At 66.5% G+C, this 21,097-nt stretch carries 16 protein-coding genes; 9 read left to right on the top strand and 7 right to left on the bottom strand.

Going from position 1 to position 21,097, the window contains the following annotated elements; translation table 11 throughout:
• Positions 1-55 precede the first annotated feature (55 nt).
• The 4 genes from U5A65_RS19695 to U5A65_RS19710 are packed head-to-tail and all read left to right on the top strand — an operon-like array spanning position 56 to position 5,321.
• A complete protein-coding gene (locus tag U5A65_RS19695) occupies positions 56-571 on the top strand; it encodes an NAD(P)H-dependent oxidoreductase subunit E (RefSeq protein WP_321913987.1) in 516 nt (171 codons plus the stop codon).
• Positions 568-2,127 (top strand): formate dehydrogenase beta subunit, encoded by a 1,560-nt coding sequence (locus U5A65_RS19700; RefSeq protein WP_321947053.1) that lies wholly within the window; start codon positions 568-570, stop codon positions 2,125-2,127. Before U5A65_RS19695 ends, U5A65_RS19700 begins: the two co-directional genes overlap by 4 nt.
• 13 nt (positions 2,128-2,140) lie before the next feature.
• Complete coding sequence (gene fdhF, locus U5A65_RS19705) at positions 2,141-5,077, top strand: formate dehydrogenase subunit alpha (RefSeq protein WP_321947055.1); 2,937 nt, start codon at positions 2,141-2,143, stop codon at positions 5,075-5,077.
• Between the two features lie 4 nt (positions 5,078-5,081).
• A complete protein-coding gene (locus U5A65_RS19710) occupies positions 5,082-5,321 on the top strand; it encodes a formate dehydrogenase subunit delta (protein WP_254316108.1) in 240 nt (79 codons plus the stop codon).
• A 55-nt stretch (positions 5,322-5,376) separates the two neighbouring features.
• Here U5A65_RS19710 and U5A65_RS19715 read toward each other — a convergent pair whose 3' ends face one another.
• From U5A65_RS19715 to U5A65_RS19725, 3 genes are all read right to left on the bottom strand, one after another.
• Positions 5,377-7,071, bottom strand: coding sequence for an FAD-dependent monooxygenase (locus tag U5A65_RS19715; RefSeq protein WP_321913855.1), 1,695 nt, complete (start codon positions 7,069-7,071; stop codon positions 5,377-5,379).
• A 120-nt stretch (positions 7,072-7,191) separates the two neighbouring features.
• The gene (locus U5A65_RS19720) at positions 7,192-8,262 is read right to left on the bottom strand and encodes a cation diffusion facilitator family transporter (protein ID WP_321947057.1); all 1,071 of its coding nucleotides are present in this window, start codon (positions 8,260-8,262) and stop codon (positions 7,192-7,194) included.
• Entirely contained in the window at positions 8,259-8,579 is a 321-nt protein-coding gene (locus U5A65_RS19725; protein ID WP_321913857.1) for a metalloregulator ArsR/SmtB family transcription factor, read from the bottom strand. The genes U5A65_RS19720 and U5A65_RS19725 overlap by 4 nt, the downstream gene beginning before the upstream one ends.
• Before the next feature lie 142 nt (positions 8,580-8,721).
• On the opposite strand from U5A65_RS19725, the gene U5A65_RS19730 reads away from it, so the two are divergent.
• Entirely contained in the window at positions 8,722-10,671 is a 1,950-nt protein-coding gene (locus U5A65_RS19730; RefSeq protein ID WP_321913858.1) for a tetratricopeptide repeat protein, read from the top strand.
• 87 nt (positions 10,672-10,758) lie between these two features.
• Here the strand turns inward: U5A65_RS19730 and U5A65_RS19735 are convergent, their stop codons facing one another.
• Entirely contained in the window at positions 10,759-12,054 is a 1,296-nt protein-coding gene (locus tag U5A65_RS19735; protein ID WP_321913859.1) for an MFS transporter, read from the bottom strand.
• A gap of 344 nt (positions 12,055-12,398) precedes the next feature.
• Between U5A65_RS19735 and U5A65_RS19740 the strand changes: the two genes are divergently transcribed.
• Complete coding sequence (locus U5A65_RS19740; RefSeq protein ID WP_321935156.1) at positions 12,399-12,929, top strand: GNAT family N-acetyltransferase; 531 nt, start codon at positions 12,399-12,401, stop codon at positions 12,927-12,929.
• Between the two features lie 184 nt (positions 12,930-13,113).
• The gene (locus U5A65_RS19745) at positions 13,114-14,268 is read left to right on the top strand and encodes a hypothetical protein (RefSeq protein ID WP_321947059.1); all 1,155 of its coding nucleotides are present in this window, start codon (positions 13,114-13,116) and stop codon (positions 14,266-14,268) included.
• A 113-nt stretch (positions 14,269-14,381) separates the two neighbouring features.
• On the opposite strand, the gene U5A65_RS19750 is transcribed toward U5A65_RS19745, so the two are convergent.
• From U5A65_RS19750 to U5A65_RS19760, 3 genes are all read right to left on the bottom strand, one after another.
• Positions 14,382-15,158 carry a DUF2968 domain-containing protein gene (locus U5A65_RS19750; RefSeq protein WP_321947061.1) on the bottom strand — a complete coding sequence of 259 codons (777 nt, stop codon included), beginning with the start codon at positions 15,156-15,158 and terminating at the stop codon, positions 14,382-14,384.
• Positions 15,159-15,431: 273 nt separating this feature from the next.
• Positions 15,432-16,775 carry a gamma-glutamyl-gamma-aminobutyrate hydrolase family protein gene (locus tag U5A65_RS19755; protein ID WP_321935153.1) on the bottom strand — a complete coding sequence of 448 codons (1,344 nt, stop codon included), beginning with the start codon at positions 16,773-16,775 and terminating at the stop codon, positions 15,432-15,434.
• A gap of 173 nt (positions 16,776-16,948) precedes the next feature.
• Positions 16,949-18,706, bottom strand: a complete 1,758-nt coding sequence (locus tag U5A65_RS19760; RefSeq protein WP_321913864.1) for a cation:proton antiporter — start codon at positions 18,704-18,706, stop codon at positions 16,949-16,951.
• A gap of 160 nt (positions 18,707-18,866) precedes the next feature.
• Between U5A65_RS19760 and U5A65_RS19765 the strand changes: the two genes are divergently transcribed.
• Together U5A65_RS19765 and U5A65_RS19770 are read left to right on the top strand one after the other, a co-directional pair.
• Positions 18,867-20,255, top strand: coding sequence for an amidase (locus U5A65_RS19765; protein WP_321935152.1), 1,389 nt, complete (start codon positions 18,867-18,869; stop codon positions 20,253-20,255).
• 162 nt (positions 20,256-20,417) lie between these two features.
• Entirely contained in the window at positions 20,418-20,948 is a 531-nt protein-coding gene (locus U5A65_RS19770; protein ID WP_321913866.1) for a disulfide bond formation protein B, read from the top strand.
• The last annotated feature ends 149 nt before the right edge of the window (positions 20,949-21,097 follow it).

Here is a 21,097-nt window from a genome sequence, read left to right on the forward strand (position 1 = left end):
ATAGATGCACACTTTATGAATAACAAGTGCATATATGCCCAGGAGAAGCCCCATGATGGAAGAGACAGCTGTTAGCACGCCGGACGATCTCGTCCTGCGTCACGCGCAACCGGGCCGCACATTGCTTGCGATCCTGCACGCGATCCAGGACGACGTCGGCTTCGTGCCGCCGTCCACGGTCGTGCCGCTCTCGAAGGCGCTGAGTCTTTCGCGCGCCGAGGTGCACGGCGTGATCACCTACTACCACCACTTCCGCACTGCGCCGCCCGCGCCGGTCACGGTCCAGCTGTGCCGCGCCGAGGCGTGCCGCAGCATGGGCAGCGAAGCGCTCGCGCAGCACGTCGAGGCGCATACCGGCTGCCGGTTCGGACAGCACGGCCACGACGCCGAACACGCGCATGCCCACGAAGGTCCGGTCGCGCTGGAGTCCGTCTATTGCCTCGGCCAATGTGCGCTCTCGCCTGCCATGATGATTAACGGCACCTTGCACGCAAAAGTGACCCCGCAGAAGTTCGACAAGCTCTTCGCCGCCGCCATGACGGCGGTCGCCCGCACCGAGGAGGCCGCATGACACGCGTGTACGTACCCCGCGACTCCTCGGCCCTCGCGCTCGGCGCGGATGCCATCGCCGAAGCCATCGAACGTGAAGCCGCCGCGCGCGGCGCGAGCATCGAACTCGTGCGCAACGGCTCGCGCGGCCTGCTCTATCTCGAACCGCTCGTCGAAGTGCAAACGCCCGACGGCCGCGTCGGCTACGCGAACGTCGAGCCCGATGAAGTGGGCGCGCTCTTCGACGCCGGCTTCCTGCAAGGCGGCCAGCACGCGCGCAGCGTCGGGCTCGTCGAGCAGATTCCGTATCTGCGCAAACAGCAGCGCCTCACGTTCGCGCGCATCGGCATCACCGACCCGCTTTCCACCGACGACTACGTCGCCCACGGCGGCCTCGAAGGATTGCGCAATGCGTTGACGATGACCGGCGCCACGATCTGCGAAGCGCTCGTCGAATCGGGCCTGCGTGGCCGCGGCGGCGCCGCGTTCCCGGCCGGCATCAAATGGCGCACGGTCGCGAATGCGCAAGCCGACCAGAAGTACATCGTCTGCAATGCCGACGAAGGCGATTCGGGCACGTTCTCGGACCGCCTCGTCATGGAAAGCGACCCGTATGTGCTGATCGAGGGCATGACGATCGCGGGCATCGCGGTGGGCGCCACCGTTGGCCATATCTACGTGCGCAGCGAGTATCCGCATTCGATCGCGGCGCTCGAGGAAGCCATCCAGCGCGCACGTGCGGCGGGCTGGCTCGGCGACGACGTGCTCGGCAGCGGCAAGCGCTTCGAGCTGTTCGTGGCCAAGGGCGCGGGCGCTTACGTGTGCGGCGAGGAAACGGCGCTGCTCGAATCGCTCGAAGGCAAGCGCGGCATCGTGCGCGCCAAGCCGCCGCTGCCCGCGCTCTCCGGTCTCTACGGCAAGCCCACGGTCATCAACAACGTCATCACGCTCGCCACGGTGCCGATCATCTTTGCGAAGGGGGCGGCGTTCTACAAGGACTTCGGCATGGGCCGCTCGCGCGGCACGCTGCCGTTCCAGCTCGCGGGCAACATCGCGCGCGGCGGCCTCGTCGAGCTTGCGTTCGGCGTGACGCTGCGCGAGCTGATGGTCGACTACGGCGGCGGCACCGCCAGCGGCCGCCCGGCGCGCGCCGTGCAGGTGGGCGGCCCGCTCGGCACGTATCTGCCCGAGAGCCAGTGGGACATTCCCATGGACTACGAAGCGTATGCGGCCGTCGGCGCGGTCGTGGGCCACGGCGGCCTCGTCGTGCACGACGATACGTCGAATCTCGCCGAACTCGCCCAGTACGCCATGGAGTTCTGCACGCTCGAATCGTGCGGCAAGTGCACGCCGTGCCGCATCGGTTCGACGCGCGGCGTCGAGGTGATCGCGAAGATCCGCAAGGGCGACACGTCGGAGAAGCAGGTCACGCTGCTGCGCGACCTGTGCGAGACGATGGTGTCCGGGTCGCTCTGCGCAATGGGCGGCATGACGCCCTACCCCGTGATCTCCGCACTCAACTATTTCCCTGAAGATTTCGGTCTCGAACCTGTTGCCGCTCCGGCAGCAGCAGCCTGAACGAGGAACCACCATGTCCGACACGCTCATGTCCCAAGCCGGTGGTTGCGGTTCCGGCAATTGCGCCTGCAAATCGGCCGCAATGAAGCAACGCTCGCCCTTCGACGACACCGATTTCGGCACGCCGCTCGTCCACGCCGACGTCGACGTCACGCTCGAAATCGACGGCCAGTCCGTCACGGTGCCGGCCGGCACTTCGGTGATGCGCGCCTCCATCGAGGCCGGCGTCAACGTGCCCAAGCTGTGCGCCACCGATTCGCTCGAGCCGTTCGGTTCGTGCCGCCTGTGTCTCGTGGAAATCGAAGGCCGCCGCGGCTACCCCGCTTCGTGCACGACGCCCGTCGAAGCGGGCATGAAGGTGCGCACGCAAAGCAATCAGCTGCAAAAGCTGCGCCGCAACGTGATGGAGCTGTACATCTCCGATCACCCGCTCGACTGCCTCACCTGCCCCGCCAATGGCGACTGCGAACTGCAGGACATGGCGGGCGTCACGGGCCTGCGCGAAGTGCGCTATGGCTTTGACGGCGCGAATCACCTGAAAGACAAGAAAGACGAATCGAATCCGTACTTCACGTACGACCCGTCGAAGTGCATCGTCTGCAATCGCTGCGTGCGCGCGTGTGAAGAGACGCAGGGCACGTTCGCGCTGACCATCGCCGGGCGCGGCTTCGAATCGCGTGTCGCCGCCGGCGCGAGCGAAGCGTTCATGGACTCGGAATGCGTGTCGTGCGGCGCCTGCGTAGCCGCGTGCCCGACCGCCACGCTGCAGGAAAAAACCGTCGTGATGCTGGGCCAGGCCGAACATTCGGTCGTGACGACTTGCGCGTATTGCGGCGTGGGCTGCTCGCTCAAGGCCGAGATGAAGGGCAACGAAGTCGTGCGCATGGTGCCGCACAAGAACGGCCAGGCGAATGAAGGCCATGCCTGCGTGAAGGGCCGCTTCGCCTGGGGCTACGCCACGCACAAGGACCGCATCAAGAAGCCGATGATCCGCGCGAAGATCACCGATCCGTGGCGCGAAGTGAGCTGGGACGAAGCGATCAACTACGCCGCGAGCGAGTTCCGCCGCATCCAGGCGAAGCACGGGCGCGATTCGATCGGCGGCATCACGTCGTCGCGCTGCACGAACGAGGAAACGTATCTCGTGCAGAAGCTCGTGCGCGCCGCGTTCGGCAACAACAACGTCGATACCTGCGCACGCGTGTGCCACTCGCCCACGGGCTATGGCCTGAAGACGACGCTCGGCGAGTCGGCGGGTACGCAGACCTTCGCCTCGGTCGATCATTCCGACGTGATCATGGTGATCGGCGCGAACCCCACCGACGGCCACCCCGTGTTCGGCTCGCGGCTCAAGCGCCGCGCGCGTCAGGGCGCGAAGCTGATCGTTGTCGATCCGCGCCGCATCGATATCGTCGATACCGCGCACGTGAAGGCCGAATATCACCTGCAACTGCGTCCGGGCACCAACGTCGCGATGGTCAACTCGATCGCGCACGTGATCGTCACCGAAGGGCTCGTGAACGAGTCGTTCGTGGCCGAGCGCTGCGAAACGCGCGCGTTCGAGCAATGGCGCGACTTTGTCTCGCTGCCGGAAAACTCGCCGGAAGCCATGGCCGAAGTGACCGGCGTGCCGGCCGAGCAGGTTCGCGCCGCCGCGCGTCTCTACGCGCAGCAAGGCAATTCGGCGATCTACTATGGCCTCGGCGTCACGGAACACGCGCAAGGCTCGACCATGGTGATGGGCATCGCCAACCTCGCGATGGCCACGGGCAACATCGGCCGCGAAGGCGTGGGCGTGAATCCGCTGCGCGGACAGAACAACGTGCAGGGTTCGTGCGACATGGGCTCCTTCCCGCACGAGCTGCCGGGCTATCGCCACGTGGGCGACGCCACGACGCGCGCGCTGTTCGAAGACGCCTGGAACGTCGCGCTGCAAAGCGAGCCGGGCCTGCGGATTCCGAACATGTTCGAGGCGGCGCTCGACGGCACCTTCATGGGCCTCTACTGCCAGGGCGAGGACATCGTCCAGTCCGACCCGAACACGCAGCACGTGGCGGCCGCGCTTTCGTCGATGGAATGCATCGTCGTACAGGACATCTTCCTGAACGAAACGGCGAAGTACGCACACGTCCTGCTGCCGGGCTCGTCGTTCCTGGAGAAGGACGGCACGTTCACCAACGCCGAACGCCGCATCTCGCGCGTGCGCAAGGTCATGCCGCCTGTCGCCGGCTACTCGGACTGGGAAGCGACGATCCTGCTCGCTCGCGCCCTTGGCTACGAGATGGGCTACACGCATCCCTCGCAGATCATGGACGAGATCGCGCGCCTCACGCCTACGTTCCACGGCGTCTCGTACAAGCGGCTCGACGAGATGGGCAGCATCCAGTGGCCGTGCAACGAGGAAGCGCCCGATGGCACGCCGATCATGCACATCGACGCATTCGTGCGCGGCAAGGGCAAGTTCGTCATCACGAAGTTTATCGCCTCGCCGGAGAAGGTCACGCGCCGCTTCCCGCTCCTGCTCACGACGGGCCGCATCCTCTCGCAGTACAACGTGGGCGCGCAAACCCGCCGTACCGAGAATTCGCGCTGGCATGAAGAAGACCGCCTCGAGATCCATCCGGTGGACGCCGAAGACCGCGGCATTCGCGACGGCGACTGGGTGGGCATCGAATCGCGCGCGGGGCATACGGTGCTGCGCGCAAAGGTCAGCACGCGCATGCAGCCGGGCGTCGTCTACACGACGTTCCACTTCCCCGAATCGGGCGCGAACGTCATCACCACCGATGCCTCCGACTGGGCCACGAACTGCCCGGAATACAAGGTGACGGCGGTGCAGGTCAGCCACGTGCAGCAGCCCTCGGAATGGCAGCGCGAATACTCGCGCTTCAACACGACCCAGCTCGAGCTGCTGAGCAAGCGCGAACCGCTTACAACCTCAGGGAAATAAAGCGATGAAAGCGGATCACTTGATCGAAATGGCGAACCAGATAGGCATGTTCTTCGACTCGCTGCCCGATCGCGAAGAAGCGCTCACGGGCATCGCGGAGCACATCCGCAAGTTCTGGGAGCCGCGCATGCGCCGCACGCTGCTCGCGGCACTCGATGGCGAAGGCGAGCAAGCGGGCTTCACGGAAATCGTGCTCGCCTCGCTCACGAAGCATCGCGAGGCGTTGATGCCCGCGGCGGCTTGATCTGTACCAGCCAGGCCAGCGCCATTGCATCACGCGCACGGCGCCGCCGGTTCGCTCAGACCGGCGGCGCCTGTGCGAATCCCGCTGCCGCATACCACGTCTCGCAGTGGCGCAGCAACGCATTGAGGTCCGACGCGGGACGCCCCCGCGCACCGATATAGCCGTCGGGCCGCACCAGATAAAACGCGGGCCGCGTACGCCCGTACGATTCGCTTAGCGAGGCCGCGCCCTCGCCCGCCAGCGGCGTCTCGCCGTTGGCGAGATCGGCGATCCACCATACTCGCAGCGCTTGCGGAAAGAGCCGCTCGACGGCTTCGGCGAAACGCTTGAGCGTAGCGCCCGCTTCTTCGCCGTTTCTTGCCGCCGCGCCTGCAGTATCGGCATCGCCCTCGACGAGCATGAACAACGAGAAACACGCCGGGTCGTGCAGATCGAAGATGCGCCCCTTGCCCGGCGCCTTGCCTAGCGGACCGTCCACCACGCGCACGAAAGCGTCCGGGGCACGCTCGCCCGCGCGCGGGCCGCCGTCCAGCACGCGCTCGAGCGTGAGCGGGCTGCGGCGATACTGGATCGACAGCTCGCTCACCGCCTGGCGCGCCGCGTCGCGCAGCGGCCCGAGCGCGACGAGCGCCGGCATCACGCGCTCGCGCAGCAGCTTGAGCGGGCCGTGATCGGCCTCCACCAGTTGCGTCATGAAGCTCGTCTGCTGCAGCACGAGCCGCTCGATCGGATAACGCTCCGCGTGATAGGTGTCGAGCAGGCGCTCGGGCGCGCCGCGCGCGTGCACACGCGCGATCTTCCAGCCCAGATTGAAGGCTTCCTGGATGCCCGTGTTCAAGCCCTGCGCGCCTGCGGGGCTGTGTACGTGCGCGGCGTCGCCGGCAAAAAAGGTGCGCTCCACGCGCAGTTGCCGCACCATGCGGCTGTTCACGCTGAAGTAGGAGGCCCAACCCATGTCCGAGACGGACACCGGGTGATGCACGCGCTGCTGGATGATCTCGCGGCATTCTTCCAGCGTGGGCACGGGGATCGTGCCTTCCGGCGCGGCGGGCAGCATCGCCTTGTGATCGGCGATCAGGCGGTAGCGGCCGTGGCCGAACGGGAAAAGCGCGGCGAGCCCATCGCCCGAGGCGAAGATGTGGAATTCGTCGTCGGACCAGGGCGTGCTCGCGCTCAGGTCGGCGAGCAGGAACGATTGCGCCATCGTCTCGCCGTCGAACTTCATGTCGAGGCGATGGCGCACCGTGCTATGCGCGCCGTCGGCGGCAATCACATAAGCGCAGCGCAGCGACTCCACGCGGCCGTCGGGGCGCCGCACTTCCGCGCTCGCACCGGCCGAGCCCTGGGTGTACTCCAGCAACTCGCAGCCGCGCTCGATCTCCACGCCAAGCGTCGCGAGATGCCCGGCGAGAATGCGCTCGGTAACGGTCTGCTCAATGAAGAGCAAATAGGGATAACGCGTGAAGAGCGGATCGAAGTCGAGCCGCGCGCGGCGCTGGCCGTTCGAATAGAGATTCGCGATATGCGCGCGGTGGCCAAGCTCGAGAAATGGCTCGACGACGCGATGCTGCTCGAACAGTTCGAGCGTGCGCGCCTGAATGCCGATCGCCCGCGAGTGGCGTCCTGGCTGCGGCGCGCGATCGATCAGCCGCACTGGAATATGCGCGCGCGCAAGACTCATCGCGGCGGCGAGCCCGGTGGGCCCCGCGCCCACGATAAGCACGGGCGCGAGAGAAGAAGCCACGGCCATGCAGACCTCCATGCGCTCGACACGATACGTAGTGTATCGCCCGCGCCTTAAGCGGTCGCGCGGCAGCGCATCAAAAGCAGCCTGGACGGCTCGGCACGCCGCGCTGCAAATTGCCGCGCTTCAGTGTGCGTGCGGATGGCCGTGCGCATGCTTGTGCGCGGCGCGCGGCATGTCCAGCGCGCAGCGATGCTCGCTCGTACCGAGATCGACCTGTAGCGTGACGTGCCGCATGCCGAAGCGCACTTCGAGCGACTCGACCATGCGATCGAGGGCGGCGTCGCCGGGGTGCCCCGCCGGCATCACGAGATGCGCGCTGAGCGCACAGCCCGTGGTCGAAAGCGCCCAGACATGCAGGTCATGCACATCGACTACGCCCTCCTGCTGCGAGAGAAAGCTGCGCACGCGCACGATGTCGACGTTCTCGGGCACTGCGGCGAGCGCGAGCCGCACCGACTCGCGCAGCAGCCCCCAGGTGCCGTACACGATCACGAGCACGACCGCGATGGACATGAGCGGATCGATCCAGCTGCGGCCGGTCGCGAGAATCACCAGACCGCTCACGGCCACGGCGGCGGACACGCCGGCGTCGGCGGCCATATGCAGGAAGGCGCCGCGAATGTTCAGGTCGTCCTTTTGCCCGCGCATGAACAGCCACGCCGAAAAGCCGTTGACCACCATGCCGATGGTCGCCACGACGAACACGTCGAAGCCCGCGACCGGCGCAGGATGGAGCAGGCGCCCAACCGCCTGCGCGAGGATTGCGCCGCACGCGAGAAGGAGCAACGCGGCGTTGGCGAGCGAGGCGAGAATCGACGAGCTGCCAAAGCCGAACGTGAAGCGCGCGGACGGACGGCGTGTTGCGAGCCACGCGGCGCCCCAGGCGAGCAACAGGCCGAGCACGTCGGAGAGATTGTGGCCGGCGTCGGCGAGCAGCGCGGTGGAATGGGCAAGCACGCCGTACACCGTCTGGACGACGACGATGAATACGTTCAGCGCGACGGCGATGGCGAACGCGCGGCCATGCCCCGCAACCGGTGCGTGATGATGGTGATGGTGGCCGTGCCCTTGCGCCGCGTGAGCGTCGTGCGCGCCGGCGTCGTGATGCGCATGATCGTGGCCATGCTCGCCCTTGTCCTCGTGCTTCCCGGCGCCTTTGGCGTCATGCGCATGCTCGTGGTCGGCGGCACTCATGCGCCCTCCTGCCATTGCGCCGAAGGCTCGGCAACGTGTTCCAGCATGCCGGCGATCATCGCGCTGATATGCGCGTCCGCGGCGGCATAGAACACCTGCTTGCCCTCGCGTTCGGCGCGCACGATGCGCGCGCCGCGCAGGAGCCGCAGATGATGGCTCACGAGCGAAGGCGACAAACCGAGCGCGTCGGCAATCGCCCCCACGGCAAGCCGGCCCTCGACGCAAGCGAGCACGATGCGCAAGCGCGTAGCGTCACCGAGCAAACGGAACAGGTCGGCGAGCGGGACGACACGCTCGTCGTCGGAAACTGGGGTCATGGCTACATACAGCACATATGAACAGGTGTTCATATGTTAGTTCAGCAACGGATTCCCGTCAAACTCGGGCGAACTTCGGGAGCAGGTCCGCGAGTGTGGGAAAATGCCGCCTTTGTGTCTCGATCGTTTTGCTTCTTCAGTCATGGAACAGCTTTTTGTCCGCGCGTACGCCGCACATCGCGACGGCCGGCTGGACGACGCCGAGCGCGACTATCGCGCGACGCTCGCCGCCGATCCCGTGCACGTCGATGCGCTGCATCTGCTCGGCGTGCTACGGCATCAGCGAGGCCAGCACGCCGAAGCCGCGGACCTCGTGCGCCGCGCGGTCGCCTTGCGCCCCGACGACGCCGCGCTCCAGCTGAATCTGGGCAACGCGCTGAAGGCGCTCGGCGAACTCGAGGGCGCGATCGAGCGCTTTCGCAACGCCCTCACGCTCGCGCCCGCTTTTGCGCTCGCGCACTATAACCTCGGCAACGCCTACGCGGCGATCGGCCGCCACGAGGACGCGATGTATGCGTTCGGCCAGGCCGTGCGTCTGCAGCCCGGCGACGCCTCGTCGCACAACAATCTCGGCAACGCGCTGCACGCGCTCGGCCGCCATGCCGAAGCCGCCGACTCGTTTCGCCGCGCGCTCAAGATCCGCCCCGGCCACGCGGGGGCGCACAATAACCTCGGCATGTCGCTCAACGCCCTTGGCGACAGCGCGAGCGCGATCGAACATTTCCAGAAGGCGCTGCGCGTGCAGCCGCGCTTCGTCGCCGCACACTTCAATCTTGCGAACACGCTCGATGCGACCGGCCATCACCGCGAAGCCGTGGCCGCCTTCGAAACGGCGCTGTCGCTGCAGCCCCACTTCCCGCCGGCCCTCTTCGGGCTCGGCAATGCGCTTGCCGCGCTCGGCCGCCACGACGAAGCCATCGGACCCTATGAGCGGGCGATCGGCTTCGATCCGAAATTCGCGCTCGCCTGGCTCGCGCTCGGCGTGGCGCATCACGCAATCGGCCGGCATGCGGCCGCACTGCGCGCCTTCGACGAAGCGCTGCGCGTGCGCCCCGATCTGGCCGCCGCGCATTTGAATCGCGCGCTCACGTGGCTCACGCTCGGCGACTTCCGGCGCGGACTGCCCGAATACGAATGGCGGCTTGATCCGGCCGCCCGCGACGAGGCGCATGCCAATGCACCACGCGGCGCAGGCTATGCGCTGCCCCCACCAGTGGACGCACGGGCGGCATCCATTGCGCCCCGCACGCCGCAAGACACGCTGCCGCGCTGGCATGGCGAGCCCCTGAACGGGCGCACACTGCTGATCGAGGCCGAACAGGGTTTCGGCGACACGCTTCAGTTCGTGCGCTTCGTGCCGCTCGTCGCGGCGGCCGCGGCGCAATCAGGCAACGCGCGCGTCGTGCTCGAAGTGCAGCGCGCGCTCGTTCCGCTCATCGCGCCAGCCGCCGAAGCCTGGCGCGTCACGCTCATCGAGCAAGGCGCGCCACGCCCCGCCGCCGACCTGCACTGCCCGCTCCTCTCGCTGCCGCTCGCGCTCGGCACGAGCATCGACACGCTGCCCGCGCGCACGCCCTACCTCAACGCCAGTCCCGCCTACGGGCGTAAATGGCGCGGCTCGCTGGGCGGCCAGGCGCGCCGCAAGATCGGACTCGCATGGTCCGGACGCATCCAGAAGCACGAGAACCGCGCCGTTGCGCTCGCCGCGCTCGAACCGCTCTTTGCACTCGACGGTATCGACTGGATCGTGCTGCAGCCCGAACTCAGCGCAGCCGAACACGCGGCGCTCGACGCCCATCCGCGCTCGCGCTCGATCCATCGTCTTGGCGGCAAGCTGCAGGATTTCGCGGATACCGCGGCGGTCATCGAACGTCTGGACGCGGTCGTGTCGATCGACACGTCGATTGCCCACCTGGCGGGCGCGCTTGGCGCCAGACTCTGGGCCATGCTGCCGTTCGCCGCCGACTGGCGCTGGTTCGCGGATACCGACGAAAGCCCCTGGTACCCGCGCGCGCGGCTCGTGCGCCAGCCGCGCCCGCACGCATGGGCGGACGTCGTGGAAACGGTCGCGCGTGAATTGCGCGACGCGTAATCAGCGCAACACGCGGCACAAAGAAAACGGGGCGCCTAAGCGCCCCGTTTTTTATTGCTGGCATTGCGAGATTACTGCTTCACCCAATCAAGCCGCCTTGTACTGATTGCGCGCTTCCGGCGTGCGATAGAGCACGAGCGTCGCAATGAGGCCACATACGCCCGCCACGCCCATCACCGCCCCCGGCGCAGCCTTGTTGCCGCTCACGTGGATGAGGTACGTCGCGATCGCCGGCGTGAAGCCGCCGACCGTCGTCGCGAGGCTGTAGGCAAGCGAGAAGCCGGCGGTACGCACGTCGGCGGGCATGACTTCCGTGAGCGCCACGACCATCGCGCCGTTGTAGCAGGCATAGAGGAACGACAGCCACAGTTCGACGGTGAGCAAGCGGCCGAACGACGGCTCGACCACGAGCCACTGCACCGCCGGATACGCGGTGAGGATCGTCAGCACGGTGAAGGTGATCAGCATCGGGCGGCGGCCGATACGGTCCGAAACCGCGCCGGAAACCGGCAGCCAGAACAGATTCGACAAGCCGATGCAGACCGTCACGATCAGCGTGTCGATTTCGTTCAGGCGGAGCACTTCCTTGCCGAAGGTCGGCGTGTAGGCAGTGATGAGATAGAACGACACGGTGGTCATGATGACCATGCCCATACCGGCGATCACGACGCCCCAGTTCTGCACCATCGACGCCATGATTTCGCCCATCGACGGACGGTGCTTCTTCTTCGCGAACTCCTCCGTTTCCTGGAGCGAGCGGCGAATGATGAACAGGAACGGCACGATCAGGCAGCCGATGAGGAACGGCACGCGCCAGCCCCAGTTCGTCATTTGCTCGACGGGCAGCAGGCGATGCAACAGCACGCCCAGCAGCGCGGCGAACACCACGGCGACCTGCTGGCTGCCCGACTGCCACGAAACATAAAAACCCTTGTTGCCCTTGGTCGCGATCTCGGAGAGATAAACCGATACGCCGCCCAGTTCCACGCCCGCCGAGAAGCCCTGCAGCAGGCGCCCGACCAGCACGAGCGCCGGCGCGAGTATGCCGATGGTTGCGTAACCGGGCACGACGGCGACCGCTAGCGTGCCGAGCGCCATCAGGCCGAGCGTGAGCATGAGGCCCTTGCGGCGGCCGTGATGGTCGATGTACGCGCCGAGGATGATGGCGCCGAGCGGACGCACGAGGAAGCCCGCCCCGAAGACGGACAGCGTGAGCATCAGCGAAGCGAACGCATTGTCGCTCGGGAAATAGGTCCGGGCGATCGCCGAGGCGTAATAGCCGTAGACCATGAAATCGTACATTTCCAGGAAGTTGCCGCTGACGACGCGGAAAACGGTCCGGAATTTTGATTCGCTTGGGGATGCGTGGGACGCGGTAGACATGACACTCTCTGAAGAGACCGTCCGGGAAGCCAGTGCGGCTCGCGGGACAGTGAAAAACAATCACCTGCGGTAAAGCGAGGGTCGCGCGGGCGCGCGCGCGGGCATTTTATTGTGCGGTACGCGCCGGGAGTCAGATATTCGGGCATTTCCTTAAAAGAGGCCAGCAAAAAGCGTCAATGATCGCCATATCTTTCATATTTATTACTTTTTCCGTTCTATGCGCTTTCATATTTGGCGAGCCTGCCGCGAGTGCCCTCGGTTGGGGCACAATACTTTGCAGCAGGGCTCGGCACGCGGCCCCCGACGCGCGCCTTGATCCGGACGTCCACACGTCATCCATCCGCATGACCCAAATCCCCACCCTCACACTGCGCCCGGCCACCGTTGCCGATGCGCCCTTGCTCGCCGCCATGCACGCCGCAAGCTGGCAGGCCACTTATCGCACGCTGCTGCCCGCCTCATTTCTCGAACGCGAAGTCGACGCCGAGCGCTCGGCCTACTGGCGCGCACGCATGGAAGCCCCAGGCGGCGACCGGCGTCTCGTTCTGATCGCCGAGCTGGCATCGGGTGCGGCCGTGGGCTTCGTGTGCGTCGAACGCCAGCCGGGCTCCCCGTGGGGCGTGCTGCTCGACAATCTGCATGCGCTGCCGGCGCATCAGGGCATCGGCGTGGGCAAGCGGCTCATGCGTGCTGCGCAGGACTGGGCGCGCGCCCAGGGCGAGACGCAGCTCTACCTGTACGTGCTCGACGGCAACACGCCCGCGATCACGTTCTACGAGCGCCAGGGCTGGACCTATTCGGGCTCCGAACCCGACCGCATGGGCGGTATCGACATCACAGCGCTGCGTTACGTGTACAGGCTCGACGGCGCGTAAAGCGCACCCGCGGCCTGGCGCAAAGGTCTCCGGCTTTTCAGACATTTCCGATAGAAGAGCGGAATGGTGACGGTCATCATCAGCGCCATCCGTTTAATTACACGCGCCGCAGGCGGCCCATCAACGCGCGCCGCCGATGACATTGCCGCCCGGCGCCGTCGCCAAATCAGGGTTGCGAGAGACGATGTCCACATTTCCGTTCGTTCAGGTCGAAGGCGCGCTCGCGTTGCCGCACATTCGCCCGCTTGCCCGTTTGCCCGCTTCGTTTGGCCGGGAATGGGCGCTAACGCCTCCGCATTTCAGTCTGCGCACTGAACTGCGCGCGCTCTACGCGGCCATCATGCGCACGGTTTGCCTGAGCGCCGAGGCATTTCGTGCCGCGGTAGGCTGGGGCAACAATCACCGGCCCGCTGCGCCGCCCAGGCCCGTTGCTGCGCCTGTCGCGCCGGCTGCTTCCATGGGGTCCGTCGCGCGGGAAGCCGCCGGTAATTCGCCAGCCGGGCGCGCTGCAAACGCGCGGAGCATGCCTGGAGTTTCGCCAGGCCACACGCCAAACCACATACCGCCGTTTCAGCAACGCAAGCTCACTGGCGGCGCGGTTGCGATTGGCGGCGCCGCACTGCTCGCATGGATCGTGGCGAGTCATGCACCGCACGATTCAACAGGCGCAACCGGCAACACAAGCCCACGCCCCACTGCGAGCGCGGGTCAAGACACGTCGCAGCGCCTTGCCGAAGCGCGCACACAGCACGAGCGCGTTACCTCCGAGGCAGTGAATCTGACGAGCCCTCCTGCACCGACGCCTGGCGCGATCTTGCCTCGCTCGGTGGAGAAGCCGGTGCAAGCGCCGGTCGCTGTGCCCGCGCAGGCGTCCCAAACGACCGTCGTCGGTACTCGCACGCCTTTGCAGGCCGTGGTGCCAGCACACGCGAAACCCGATTTCGCCGCGCGAGCGCGCACGCAGCACACATCGGCCGCGAGACTGGTCCAGCGCGAAACGCGCGGCAACGTGCTTGCAGTCAAGCGCGGCAGCGGTCAGCGCGTTGCAGAACGCGGTACGAGCCCGCGCCACGACATCCGCACGTTTGCGCCATATCGTGAAGCCGCTCCGGTGACGTCACATCGCACGCATGGTGCCTACTCGGAAGCGCAAGGCTTTTCGCCACGGCAAACCGGCGCGAATCCCGCGGATGAATACGCGTCCATCCTTTCCTATGCGAAAACCTACGCGCCGGCACGCGTATCGAGTTCGCCTGCCGTGCCTGCCGACAGTACGGAATGGGTGAATCACGTTTCGCAACGCCGTATCACCGAGGTGCCGGACCGATTCGCAAAGTAATGCGCCGATCCGCCCTCCGTTACACCATAGAAAAAGCCCGGCAGTTGCCGGGCTTTTTTTTTGTTTGCAGGAAAGGGGCTCCGCCAGTAGGGCGAAAAGCCGCCCCGCAACGCTCAGCGCCGCGCCCCGGGCAGTCCTGCCTCCGTTGCGCGCTGCAGTGCGTCCACTTGCCTCTGCAATTCGCGCAATTGCGCCTGTGCCTGTGCCTTCTGTGCATTGAGCGCGGCTGCGTCGCCCTGCGCCTGGCGCTGGTAGTCGTCGACTCGCGCCTGCTGCGTGCGCGCGATGGCAAGATCGGCCTGCAGACGGCGCGCGCGTTCTTCGGACATCGCGATCACGCGCTCGATGAACGTCTTTTGCGCCTCGAGCTCCGTACGGCGTATTTCTACCTGGGAAAGCTGCTCGGTCTGGCGCACGAAGTCTGCATAGATCGCCTCTGAACGTGCTTCGTCCTGCGAACGGATCACGCGCCAGAAGTGCTTGTCCTGAAACAGTACGACGTAGTACGTCATCTCCGGTGGATAGAAGAAGAGACTCGCGCCATAGCTCGCGTTATAGGTCGTACGCAGTTCAACGAGCTGGGCGTCGTGAATCAGTTGCATAAGCGTGGCAACGTCGCCTTGCACGGCGCCGGCGCTGGCCTGCTCGCCCGCGTTGGCCATACCGCTCGACGGCGGCAACGCACCGGCTGGCTGCGGCGTCAAACTGCCAAGCGAGGGGCGGCTACCCGCCAGCGGCACACGCTCTGCGGCTGCGCCAGACATGTCGGCGGCGTTCGCCGCATTCGCCGCGTCGGCCGGCATGCCGGCCCATGCTGTCGTGCCCTGCTGGAGCAGCATGAGCGCTGCGGCGCTGAGCATCACACGACGCAACGTGATTGAGTGCTTCATACCTGCCTATTCCATTCAGGATTCTCAGTAACCCTTCATTATCGCCGCCGGGAAATCTCAAAAACGACGTTTAATTTTGGATAAGCAGTGGAATCGGAAGATTAGGACGAATCTTACGTAGGAAGCACGCCGATCAAGAACAGAAAGGATGCAAGGCGCGTAGGACGCCGAAGCAGATGAGCGAAATAAAAAGGCCGCGCGCAAGTTGCGCGCGGCCTGAGCGGGGTTGCTGCGGGTTGCTTTGACGCGTTGCGTTTCGCCCGTGGTTTGCAATCAAAAGCGCGTTTCGCGCGCGGCTCGCAAGAAGGTGTCGAGCAGCGGCGTGCAATCGAGCAGTTCGGCGCCGCCCGCGCGATGGAATTCGGGGTGCCACTGCACACCCACGACGAACGGCGAGCGCCGGTAACGCACCGCCTCGATGAGCCCGTCGCCCGCCGAAACAGCCTCGACGGTCAGGTCGCGTCCGAGGTTCTTCACGGCTTGATGGTGAATCGAGTTGACGATGGCTTCGCGGCGCCCGGGGAACATGGACGCGAACGTCGAACCCTCCGGGAATGTGACCGCGTGGCGATGCTGGTCGTAATGCTCGCTCACGTGCACGCCGGCCGTCGGCACATCCGACGCGATGTCCTGATAAAGCGTGCCGCCAAACGCCACGTTGATGAGCTGGCAGCCACGGCACACGCCCAGCACCGGCTTGCCCGACTCGACGAATTCATGCAGCAGTTCGAGCTCGTACATGTCGCGCACGCGGTCGCCCGGCCATTCGGGGCGTGGCGAGATCTCCGCATACGTCTGCGGCGAGACATCAGCGCCGCCCTGGAGCAGCAGACCGTCGAGATGCTTCGCGTAATCGCGCAAGCGGATATTGCTCGGATGCAGCATGCCCTCGTGTCCGACCGTCGGGATCATGAACACGATGACGCCCCGGGACATCACCCAGTGTGCGATCGATTCCTCGAGGTATTGCAGCGTCTTGCCGCGCAGCCCTTGTGCGCCCGGCTCCGGGTGGAAGATCCGCGCCGAGACGCCAATGCGCAGCGTGCGCTGCGTAATGCGCTGACCGGCGCGATCGAACAGTTGCCGCGCACGCGCGGCGACGATGCGCCCGAAGATCGCCCAAGCCGAATCGCTCGCGCGCAAATAGCGCGGCGGTTCCGGCGGAATCGCGCCGGGCGGCGGCGGGTGATGCGCCGAGAAGTCGGGCGCCTGGCCGAAGCCCGCAGGCGCAGCACCAGGACGTTGCGGCGCAGCAGACGTTGCCGCCTCGTCAGCGCTTGCCGGCTCGGTATGCGGGGCCGGCGCGGGCGCGGACTTGCCGGCCTCGGCAGTTTCCTCGATCGGGATACTCGGCGTGGTGCCGGCCGGCGCCTGCTTCGGCGACTCGCCGGGCGTGACGGCCGAAGCGCTTTCGGGCGCATCGGTCGAAGCGCGTTGCGCGGCTTCCCCAGTGGGCGAAGCTGAAGGTGAAGCGGCGGTCGATGCAGAGGGAGAACCAGCAGAAGCGCCAGGAGAGCCGGCGGAAGGAGAGGACGAGGAGGCGCCGGCAGGACCGGCATCGGCAGGACGGCTTGCGCCGTCAGGGACCTCGGGATGGTCTGATTTGTTATCGCTCATGACGTGGGGTCAGGCGCGCGGCGCGCGAACGAATGAACAAGGTTCGATTATCCGTCGCGCGGCACATCGCCGCCACCCCCGTGCACAATTGCTCACATCCCGTCACACATGAACCGGCTCAAACCGGCGTGCGAGGCGCGCCACTTGCGAAGCCTTTGCTCGCAATGGCGAGGTCAGGCATCCGGCCGTTCGTCGAAGGTCTCGCGCAACGCAATCTGCATCGAGGCATGGATCTTCACGCACCAGCGCCACAGCAGCATGGTGAGCGCCGCGGCGCACACCAGCACGCCGATGAGGAAACCCGTAGGCGGCAGGATCGTCCCCGAAAGCGCCGCCACGAGCAGGAACACGCCGAACATCGACACCACGGGCACCAGTTCCGCAATGACATGACGGATCGCGCGCGTGAAGCGCCCCGCCTTCTCCGGCTGTACGCTCACTTCGGCGAGCAGGAGCGCGAGCGACTGCGTCTTGCGCCATACCGCGACGAGAAACGGCATCGCGAGCACGAGCGCGGCGCTCCAGAGCACGACGCGCTGGATGCGCTCGTCGCCGATCCACTGCGCCAGCAACGGCGCCGCGTAACGCGCGCCATAGGAAACGCCGATGAAAATCGCCGAGACGAGCGCGAGATTCACGGCAATCTGCACGACGATACGCCTGGTGAGCGAAAAGATCGTGGGCCCGTCCGAGCGCGGCATCAGGCAGCGCAGCCACTGGCTGTACATGCCGAACACATTCGAGACGGCTGGCGGCATGGCGCGCGCGAGGCGCTGCGAGAGCGGGTCCGCAATGCGGATGAGGTAAGGCGTGGTGAGTGTCGTGATGGCCGAGACGGTCACCGCGATCGGATAGAGGAAGCCGCTCGTCACCTTTAGCGTGAGACCGAGCGAGGCGATGATGAACGAGAACTCGCCGATCTGCGAGACGGTCATGCCCACGCGCATGGCGGTGCGTCCGTCGCGGCCCGCGAGGAAGGTGCCGAGGCCGCACGACACGAGCTTGCCGAGCACCACGGCAATCGAGATCACGGCGATCGGCCACGCGTAGTCGACCAGCACGAGCGGGTTGAGCATGAGCCCGATCGTCACGAAGAAGATCGCGGAGAACGCGTCGCGCAGCGGCGCAACGAGATGCTCGATGCGATGCAGATGCCGCGACTCGGCCATGACCGCGCCGATCAGGAAGGCGCCGAGCGCGATCGAATAATCGAGCTTCACGACGAGCAGGCAAAAGCCAAAGCAAAAGCCCAGCACCGAAACGAGCAGCATCTCGTCGTTGCCCACGCGCGCGATGTAGCCGAGCACGCGCGGCACGATCAGAATGCCCGCGAGCAGCGAGACCAGCATGAAGAGCAGCAGCTTGCCGAGCGTGATGAGCGCAATGCCCGGCGAGAGTTCGCCCGTCTGCGCAATGCCGCCCAGCAGCACGAGCATGGCAATGCCGAGGATGTCCTCGACGATCAGGATGCCGAACACGAGCTGCGCGAACGGCTCGCGCTTCACGCCGAGATCGGAGAGCGCTTTGACAATGATGGTCGTCGAGGAAATGGCGAGAATCGCGCCGAGGAACAGCGAATCCATTGTGGCCCAGCCGAACGCACGGCCGATCTCATAGCCGATCCACAGCATCAGGACGATTTCCGAAAGCGCCGCGACGATGGCGGTCGCGCCCACCTGGAAAAGCTTGCGCAGGCTGAACTCGAGCCCGAGCGAGAACATCAGGAACACCACGCCGAGCTCGCCGAGCGTCTGGATGGTCTGCTCGTCGTGGATGAGCTGGAACGGCGGCGTGTACGGCCCGATGATCACGCCCGCCGCGATATAGCCGAGCACGACCGGCTGCTTCAGGCGATGAAACAGCACGGTGACAACGCCCGCGAGCGCCATCACGACTGCCAGATCCTGAATGAAGCCGATTCCCTGATGCATGAAGGTCTTTCCTTACAAATTGCTATCGAATTTCCGCATGTTACCCGATGCACGGCGTGAGCCAAATCGCACGCAAGGAAAAAAGCCGACCTACAATGATGCGACCCTCGCAGGCAATGCCCGCCCGCGCCGCAGCGCATCGACCGAATCTTCTGCCGCCATGACATCCGCATCCACCGCCTTTTCGCCGTTCCCTCCCCTTGCCCAGCTCGGCGCCGATCTCGCCGCAGGCCGCACAACGAGCCGCGCGCTCGCCGAAGCCGCGCTCGAGCGCATCGCCGACCCGGCCGGCCAGGGCGCAACTGTCTTCACGCATGTCGATGCCGAGCGCGTGCGCGCCGCCGCCGACGCACTCGACCGCCTGCGCGCGGCCGGCACGGTGCTGTCGCCGCTTGCGGGCATCCCCGTCTCGGTGAAGGACCTGTTCGACGTGGCGGGCGAAGTCACGCGCGCGGGCTCCACGGCGCTCGCGAATGCGGCGCCTGCCAAGGAGGACGCCGCCGCTGTCGCGCGGCTGCGCCATGCGGGCGCGGTGCTGGTCGGCCGGACCAACATGAGCGAGTTCGCGTTCTCGGGGCTCGGCCTGAATCCGCACTACGGCACGCCGCTTTCGCCCTGGCATCGCGGTGTGGCGGGCGATGCGCGCGTGGCGGGCGGCTCGTCCTCGGGCGCGGCGGCCTCGGTCGCGGACGGCATGGCCGCCGCCGCGCTCGGCACCGACACCGGCGGCTCCCTCCGCATTCCCGCCGCGTTCTGCGGCCTCACGGGCTTCAAACCCACCGCGAGGCGCATTCCGAAAACGGGCGGCGTACCGCTCTCCCCCACGCTCGACTCGTTCGGCCCGATCGGCAACACGGTGGCATGCTGCGCACTCGTGGACCGCGTGCTCGCCGGGCTCGCGCCGCGTGTGCCGGCCGCGCGCCACCTCGAAGGCGTGCGCCTTGGCGTGCTCACCAACTATGTCACCGACGGCGTGGACCCCGAAGTCGCGGAGACGATCGATACGGCGCTCAAGCATCTGGATGCGGCCGGCGCGATCGTGAGCGAAGTCCGCTTTGCCGCTTTCGAGCGCTTCGGCGAAATCAACCGCATCGGCTTCTCGCCGATGGAGGCGTATGCGTGGCATCGCGAGCTGATTGCGAAGCATCGCGATCAATACGACCCGCGCGTGCTCGTGCGCATCCTGAAGGGCGAACACGCTACGGCTGCCGACTATCTGGATCTGATCGCCGCGCGCGCGGCGGTCATGGAGGAGGCCCAAGCCACGCTCTGGTCGCGCTTTGACGTCGTGATCGCGCCGACCGTGCCGATCGCGCCGCCGCCCGTCGCGCCGCTCACCGCCGACGACGATGTCTTCGCGCGCACCAACGCGCTCGTGCTGCGCAATCCGAGCGCGTTCAACTTCCTCGATGCGTGCGCGCTGTCGCTGCCATGCCATCACTATGGCGCGGCGCCCGTCGGGCTGATGCTTGCCGCCGCGCCCGACAACGACGACGCGCTGCTCGCCATTGGCCGCGGCGTCGAGGCGGTGCTCGCACCGCTGCGCTGACCTGAGCGCCAGTCGCTCAAAACAACCGCTGCGCGCGAGCAAGGACACGTCCGCGCCGCGCGCGACCTTCGCGCTAGAATCCCGTCACGCCGTCGCAGCCGCCGGAAACCGCCAGGTCGCTGCGCCAGACAACCCGAACGAACGAGCCAATAAACGAGCCTCATGAACGACGATAACGCGCTGTTGCGCCGCGAGCGCGGCCTGCTGGTCCTCCTTGGCCTGATCTGCCTCGCGCTCCTCGCCGGCGCCCTGTACTTCCAGTATGTCGAGCATCAGGACCCCTGCCCGCTGTGTATCCTGGGGCGCTATTTCCTGGTCCTCATCGCGGTCTTCGCCTTTCTCGGCGCGCGCATGACGAGCTGGCGCGGCGTGCGCGTGCTCGAAGCGCTCGTGGCGCTCTCGGCGGCAGGCGGCGCGGTCGCGGCCGCGAAGCTCGTGTGGGTGCAGGCGTTCCCGAGCTACAGCTGCGGTTTCGACACGCTGCAGCCCATTGTCGACAGCCTGCCGTTCGCGCACTGGCTACCCGGCGTGTTCAAGGTGCAAGGCCTTTGCGAAACCACCTATCCGGCGACGCTTGGCCTGACCATGCCGATGTGGGCGCTGCTCGCGTTCATCGTCGCGTTTTTGGCGGTGACCTTGAGTCTGTGGCGCAACCGGCGCCGCCAGGTGTCGTGGCCCGGCATCCGCCGCTAACCGGCTATTGGGCACGGCGCGCCCGCGCCCGCCCAAACTCCCGCGCCTCATCCGCCGCCCAACCATCGGGCGGCGCGCCCCGCCAGCGCGATTCGAGCGCTAGCTTTGCGCAGCAACATCGAATCACGCACGACTCCCGCATCTCCCCG

Source organism: Paraburkholderia sp. J10-1, from assembly GCF_905220165.1.
In the GTDB taxonomy this organism is placed as follows: domain Bacteria; phylum Pseudomonadota; class Gammaproteobacteria; order Burkholderiales; family Burkholderiaceae; genus Paraburkholderia.

Excerpts from the sequence above, each read along its gene's own strand:
- U5A65_RS19695 (WP_321913987.1), top strand. The coding sequence starts at position 56 with ATGGAAGAGACAGCTGTTAGCACGCCGGACGATCTCGTCCTGCGTCAC.
- U5A65_RS19700 (WP_321947053.1), top strand. The coding sequence starts at position 568 with ATGACACGCGTGTACGTACCCCGCGACTCCTCGGCCCTCGCGCTCGGC.
- fdhF (WP_321947055.1), top strand. The coding sequence starts at position 2,141 with ATGTCCGACACGCTCATGTCCCAAGCCGGTGGTTGCGGTTCCGGCAAT.
- U5A65_RS19710 (WP_254316108.1), top strand. The coding sequence starts at position 5,082 with ATGAAAGCGGATCACTTGATCGAAATGGCGAACCAGATAGGCATGTTC.
- U5A65_RS19715 (WP_321913855.1), bottom strand. The coding sequence starts at position 7,071 with ATGGCCGTGGCTTCTTCTCTCGCGCCCGTGCTTATCGTGGGCGCGGGG.
- U5A65_RS19720 (WP_321947057.1), bottom strand. The coding sequence starts at position 8,262 with ATGAGTGCCGCCGACCACGAGCATGCGCATGACGCCAAAGGCGCCGGG.
- U5A65_RS19725 (WP_321913857.1), bottom strand. The coding sequence starts at position 8,579 with ATGACCCCAGTTTCCGACGACGAGCGTGTCGTCCCGCTCGCCGACCTG.
- U5A65_RS19730 (WP_321913858.1), top strand. The coding sequence starts at position 8,722 with ATGGAACAGCTTTTTGTCCGCGCGTACGCCGCACATCGCGACGGCCGG.
- U5A65_RS19735 (WP_321913859.1), bottom strand. The coding sequence starts at position 12,054 with ATGTCTACCGCGTCCCACGCATCCCCAAGCGAATCAAAATTCCGGACC.
- U5A65_RS19740 (WP_321935156.1), top strand. The coding sequence starts at position 12,399 with ATGACCCAAATCCCCACCCTCACACTGCGCCCGGCCACCGTTGCCGAT.
- U5A65_RS19745 (WP_321947059.1), top strand. The coding sequence starts at position 13,114 with ATGTCCACATTTCCGTTCGTTCAGGTCGAAGGCGCGCTCGCGTTGCCG.
- U5A65_RS19750 (WP_321947061.1), bottom strand. The coding sequence starts at position 15,158 with ATGAAGCACTCAATCACGTTGCGTCGTGTGATGCTCAGCGCCGCAGCG.
- U5A65_RS19755 (WP_321935153.1), bottom strand. The coding sequence starts at position 16,775 with ATGAGCGATAACAAATCAGACCATCCCGAGGTCCCTGACGGCGCAAGC.
- U5A65_RS19760 (WP_321913864.1), bottom strand. The coding sequence starts at position 18,706 with ATGCATCAGGGAATCGGCTTCATTCAGGATCTGGCAGTCGTGATGGCG.
- U5A65_RS19765 (WP_321935152.1), top strand. The coding sequence starts at position 18,867 with ATGACATCCGCATCCACCGCCTTTTCGCCGTTCCCTCCCCTTGCCCAG.
- U5A65_RS19770 (WP_321913866.1), top strand. The coding sequence starts at position 20,418 with ATGAACGACGATAACGCGCTGTTGCGCCGCGAGCGCGGCCTGCTGGTC.